Genomic DNA, 4,761 nt, shown 5'->3' on the forward strand with positions numbered 1-4,761 from the left:
AATTCGTCGGCAGCGTCAGATGTGTATAAGAGACAGACCACCGGCCGACCGAATATCCTTCGGTCGGCCGGAAAGCATGCCCTCACCTCAGTCAGATCGATCCGAGAAAGCCAGCCGAAGTTTCGACTGACGCTGGGCACGACCGCACCGTGACACACCCTGTGCAGGTGCTGGCCACCAGATTGAGCGGTGGCTAGCGTTCCCACCGCCTGAATATCCGAGGCAACTCAGATCGGTGGGAAACAAGGATGAACGATATCACGGGCAACTGCGCCGACGAGCTGAATGGAGAACTGTTCTTGGAATGGGCGGAACTACTGCCCGAGCGAACGACTCTCGCCGCGGTCGAGGTCGGTCGGAAGGAGTTTGACCCAACCTTCTTCCCGGTCGGCTCCCCCTGGTCGAAAATGGCACAGATCGACGCTCATGCGGAGCCGCAGGTCGCCGGTGGATTCCTGCCCATTCTCATCACACTGGTACCGAGCATCAACATCATCATCCAGAGATAACACCGACCTCTTTACGGCTTTACCGCTTTACCGCTTTACGGCTACGACCGACAGATACACCGCCGGATTCCTCCGGGGGTGGTCACCCGGCCGGCCGCCGGTCGACGGACCGGCGGCCGGCCGGCTTCCCGCCAGTTCATGACAATGAGGATGGGACGCAGATGACCGAGTCCACCCGGTCGTCCACCCGGCCGACAACGATGCCGCCGGCACCTTCCGAATCGGACCGGGCGCCCGGACTCACCGGCGTCGCCAGCCTCGCCGGCGTCAGCGACATCGCCGGCGTCGCCAGCCTCGCCGATCCGACGGGCGTTCCTGGGCCGGCCGAGGTACCCGCCAGACCGAGCCGGGCCGACGGCCTGGCGCTACTCGGCGAGTTCACCGGGTCGGGCCTGGCCCGGCCCGTCTTCCTGGCCCGCCGCGCCGACGGTCAGGTCGTCGCGCTCACCGAACTGCTCGCGCACATCCTCGAGGCGGCAGACGGCGCCCGCGACGTCGCCGCGATTGCCGACCGGGTCACGGGGGTCTGCGCCCGCCGGGTGAGTGGCGCCGACGTCGCGTACCTCGTGGTGGATCGGCTCATGCCACTCGGCCTGATCGCCAGCGAGAACGGTGCCACTCCGGCGCCCCGGGCGAAGGCGCTGTTCACACTCGCCGCCCGGCACACCCTGCTACCCGCGCCGGCCGTGCACCGAGTCAGCCGAGTGTTCGCGATGTTGTTCCGGCCAGCGGCCGTGGCCCTGCTGCTGGCCCTGCTGGTGGCCACCGACGTGTGGATATTCGGCCGGCACAGCGTCCGGGACAGCGCGGCGGAGGTGCTCGCGACCCCGGCGCTGATCCTGGTGGTGGTCGGCCTGGCCCTCGTCGGCGCACTGTTCCACGAATGCGGGCACGCCGCGGCCTGCCACTACGGCGGTGCCCGCCCGGGAGTCATCGGTTTCGGCATGTACCTGGTGTGGCCGGCCTTCTTCACCGACGTCACCGACTCCTACCGGCTGAGCCGGCTCGGCCGGCTGCGCACCGACCTCGGCGGCATCTACTTCAACGGACTGTTCGTTCTGCTGCTCGCCGGGGCTCTCGCGCTCACCCACGCCGGTGTGCTGGTGACCGCCGTCGTCCTCGTCCACCTGGATGCCATGCGCCAGCTTGCGCCCTTCGTCCGGCTGGACGGCTACTACATCGTCAGCGACCTGGCCGGGGTACCGGACCTGTTCAACCGGATGGGGCCGACGCTGCGCGCGACGCTGCCACGGCGGCGCAACCGCCTCCCGCGCGGGCGGCATGCCCGATCGGCGGGACGGGCCCGGCCGGACGGGCTGACCCCGCCGGACAACCGGAGCCAACCGGACGGGCTGACCCGGTCGGCCCGGATCGTGGTGACCGCCTGGGCACTGCTCGCGGCACCGCTGATCCTGGTGAACCTGGTCGTGCTCATGGTCTCGGTTCCGTTCGTGCTTACCCGGACGACCCGGGCCATGTGGGACTATCTCGGGCTGGCGGGCCGGGCGACCCGTGACGGGAAGCTGGTCACCGCATTCGCGGAGGTCGTCTCCGCGCTGCTGGTCTCGCTGCCGGCCGTCGGGATGCTGTTCGTGCTGTTCCTGCTCGCCCGGGGCGTGCTGCGGGCGGTCCGGGCGCACCGGGAAGGCGGCCGACGCGGGTAATGGCCTCCCGCCGGCCGACTCGCCGCACCTCACGCCCATTCGACTACTTTCCGAAACTTACTCTTACTCTGAGCAATCAAAGGGGGATCGAACGCACAGGGAGAACCAGTGACGGGTCAGCAACAGGGAAGACGGCACGGCAACAAGCAGGGAACGGCGGTCGCCGCGGTCACGACTGCGCTGCTGCTGCCGGCCACCGCCCGCGGTGCGGCGCCCCAGGACAACCGGCCGGCACGCCTACCGAGGCATCCGCCCAGCACACGCAGGCTCCCCACGGCATCCCCTGGGCCTGGGGCTTCAACGGCTTCGGCCAGCTCGGCAACGGCACCACCACCGGCGCCTCGACGCCGGTCCAGGTCAGCGGCCTGAACGATGTCGTCGCCATCGCCGACGGCAGCAACTCCGGGTACGCGTTGCGCTGCGACGGGACCGTCCAGGCCTGGGGGGACAACAGCTTCGGCCAGCTCGGTGACGGAACCACCACCGACCGCCCCACCCCCGTCCAGGTCACCGGTCTCAACGATGTCACCGCCCTCGCCGGCGATGTGCTCTCGGGATATGCGCTGCGCAGGGATGGCACCATCCGGGCCTGGGGCTTCAACGGCAGCGGCCAGCTCGGCGACGGCACCACCACCGACAGCACCACCCCTGTCCAGGTCAGCGGCCTGAACCACGTCACCGCCATCGCTGCCGGCGACTACACCGGCTACGCCCTGGCCGGTCGTGACCATGACGGGGTCGTGACCATGACGGGGACGGCCGGGAATCGCCCCCCACCCAATCAGACGGCGGTGGGCCGGTAGAGGCGGGCGTAGGCACCGCCGTCGGCGAGCAGCTCGCTGTGCGTGCCGTCCTCGACGACCCGGCCGTGGTCCATCACGTAGATGCGGTCGGCGTCAATCACCGTGGACAGCCGGTGCGCGATCACCAGGCACGTCCGCCCCACCGCGAGCCGGTCGAGGGCGGTGCGCACGGCGGCCTCGGAGAGGGTGTCCAGCGCCGAGGTCGCCTCGTCCAGCACCAGCACCCGTGGTGACTGCAGCAGGACCCGGGCGATGGCCAACCGCTGCCGCTCACCACCGGACAACCGGTAGCCCCGTGCGCCGACCCGGGTCGCCAGGCCCTCGGGCAGCCGGTCGAGCAGGGCGGAGAGGCTGGCGGCCGCCAAGGCGGCACGCAGCTCGTCGTCAGTCGCGTCCAACCGGCCGTAACGGAGGTTCGCCGCGATCGTGTCATGGAACAAGTGCGGGTCCTGAGGGACGACGCCGATCATCGTGTGCAGACGATCCGGCGGGATGTCGTCGAGGGGAACCCCGCCGAGACGGATGCCGCCGCGCCGCGGCCGGTGCACGCCGCTGGCCAGATAAGCGATGGTCGTCTTGCCGGCCCCGCTGGCCCCGACGACCGCCGCCGTCGTCCCCGCGGCGACTTTCAGGGTCACCCCGCGCAGGTTCCACGTCGGGTTGCCGTCCGGCCAGTCGCCGTCCGGCCAGTCCTCGGCCGTGGCGAGATCGTAGGAGAACCATACGTCGTCGAACGCCAGGTCGAGTCCCCGGCCGGCATCGAGTCCCCGGCGAGCGGCGGCCGGCGCCGGTTCCGTCCCGGACCGCGGTGCGCGGGGGACGGTCAGCGCGGGGGCCCGGGCCCCTTCGAACCTCAGGCGTACCTCGTCCTGCGGGACGTCAAACAGGGCGAAGATCCGCCGGAAGGACGCGCCCGCGCCCGCGAGCTCCGCACGCAGGTTGACAGCGGACGACAGCGGTCCGAAGGCCACCAGCAACGCGCCGCCCAAGGCGGCGACCGTCCCGAGCGTGGTACGACCGCTGGAGACCAGCCAGGCCCCCAGCGCCAGCACCGCCGTCATCGTCGCGATGACCCCGAGGTTGACCAGGAACCGGACCCACGACATCAGCCGGGCCTGATCCTCGGCGGCGGCGAACAGCTCGGCGCCCGCCGCGTCGAACCGGGTCTGCTCGTAGTCGACCCGGTCGAACAGCCGCACGTGCAGCGCCCCGGAGACTGACGAGGTGTCGGCGACCTGAGCCATGAGCAGACCGTCGAGCTCCCGCTGGCGGGTGGACAGCGCGGCGAGCCGCCGCCGGCCCGAGCGGACGATCAGCAGCGTGGCCGGCGCGAAGACCATCACCGCCAGGCTCAGACGCCAGTCCAGCACGAAGACGACGATCGAGCCGACGACGATGTCCGCGATCCTGCAGATCACCGCCTGCACAGTGGCGGAGATCGCGTTCTGGGTGTTCAGGACGTCGGTGGACATCACCGTCATCATCTCCCCCTGCTGGCTGCGGGGAAAGAAGGCGAAGGGCAGGCGCTGCAGGTGAGCGTTCACCGTCTGACGGATCCGCACGGAGACAACGCCGCCGAGCCGGGCGATGAGCGCCATGCGCGCCGAGAGCACGCTCGACTCGAACACCAGCACCGCGCACAGCAGCAGGACGGGGACGACGAGGTCGCGCACCTGGCCGGTGGGCAACGACGTGTCGATGAGATGGCGCAGGACGAACGGCCCGGCGGCGACGGCGGCCGAACCGAGAACGGACAGCCCGACGAGAACCGCGACGACCCGGCCC

At 70.3% G+C, this 4,761-nt stretch carries 4 protein-coding genes; 3 read left to right on the forward strand and 1 reads right to left on the reverse strand.

Annotated elements, in window-relative coordinates; all coding sequences use genetic code 11:
* Positions 1-248: 248 nt before the first annotated feature.
* The 3 genes from ACY45C_RS07615 (at position 249) to ACY45C_RS07625 (ending at position 2,976) form a co-directional block, all read left to right on the forward strand.
* Entirely contained in the window at positions 249-509 is a 261-nt protein-coding gene (locus ACY45C_RS07615; RefSeq protein ID WP_462186929.1) for a hypothetical protein, read from the forward strand.
* A gap of 161 nt (positions 510-670) precedes the next feature.
* Positions 671-2,173: a hypothetical protein gene (locus ACY45C_RS07620; protein ID WP_462186930.1), complete on the forward strand. Its 1,503-nt coding sequence runs from the start codon at positions 671-673 to the stop codon at positions 2,171-2,173.
* Positions 2,173-2,976 (forward strand): RCC1 domain-containing protein, encoded by an 804-nt coding sequence (locus ACY45C_RS07625; RefSeq protein ID WP_462186931.1) that lies wholly within the window; start codon positions 2,173-2,175, stop codon positions 2,974-2,976. Before ACY45C_RS07620 ends, ACY45C_RS07625 begins: the two co-directional genes overlap by 1 nt.
* Here the strand turns inward: ACY45C_RS07625 and ACY45C_RS07630 are convergent.
* Positions 2,955-4,761, reverse strand: a 1,807-nt coding sequence (locus ACY45C_RS07630) for an ABC transporter ATP-binding protein (protein ID WP_462186932.1), incomplete at its 5' end; no start/stop codon positions are given. The two genes, ACY45C_RS07625 and ACY45C_RS07630, sit on opposite strands and share 22 nt — an antisense overlap.

The organism is Frankia sp. CcWB2 (assembly GCF_977927585.1).

What these genes read in the sequence shown, in the direction of transcription:
- ACY45C_RS07615 (WP_462186929.1), top strand. Translation starts at nt 249, where the DNA reads ATGAACGATATCACGGGCAACTGCGCCGACGAGCTGAATGGAGAACTG.
- ACY45C_RS07620 (WP_462186930.1), top strand. Translation starts at nt 671, where the DNA reads ATGACCGAGTCCACCCGGTCGTCCACCCGGCCGACAACGATGCCGCCG.
- ACY45C_RS07625 (WP_462186931.1), top strand. Translation starts at nt 2,173, where the DNA reads ATGGCCTCCCGCCGGCCGACTCGCCGCACCTCACGCCCATTCGACTAC.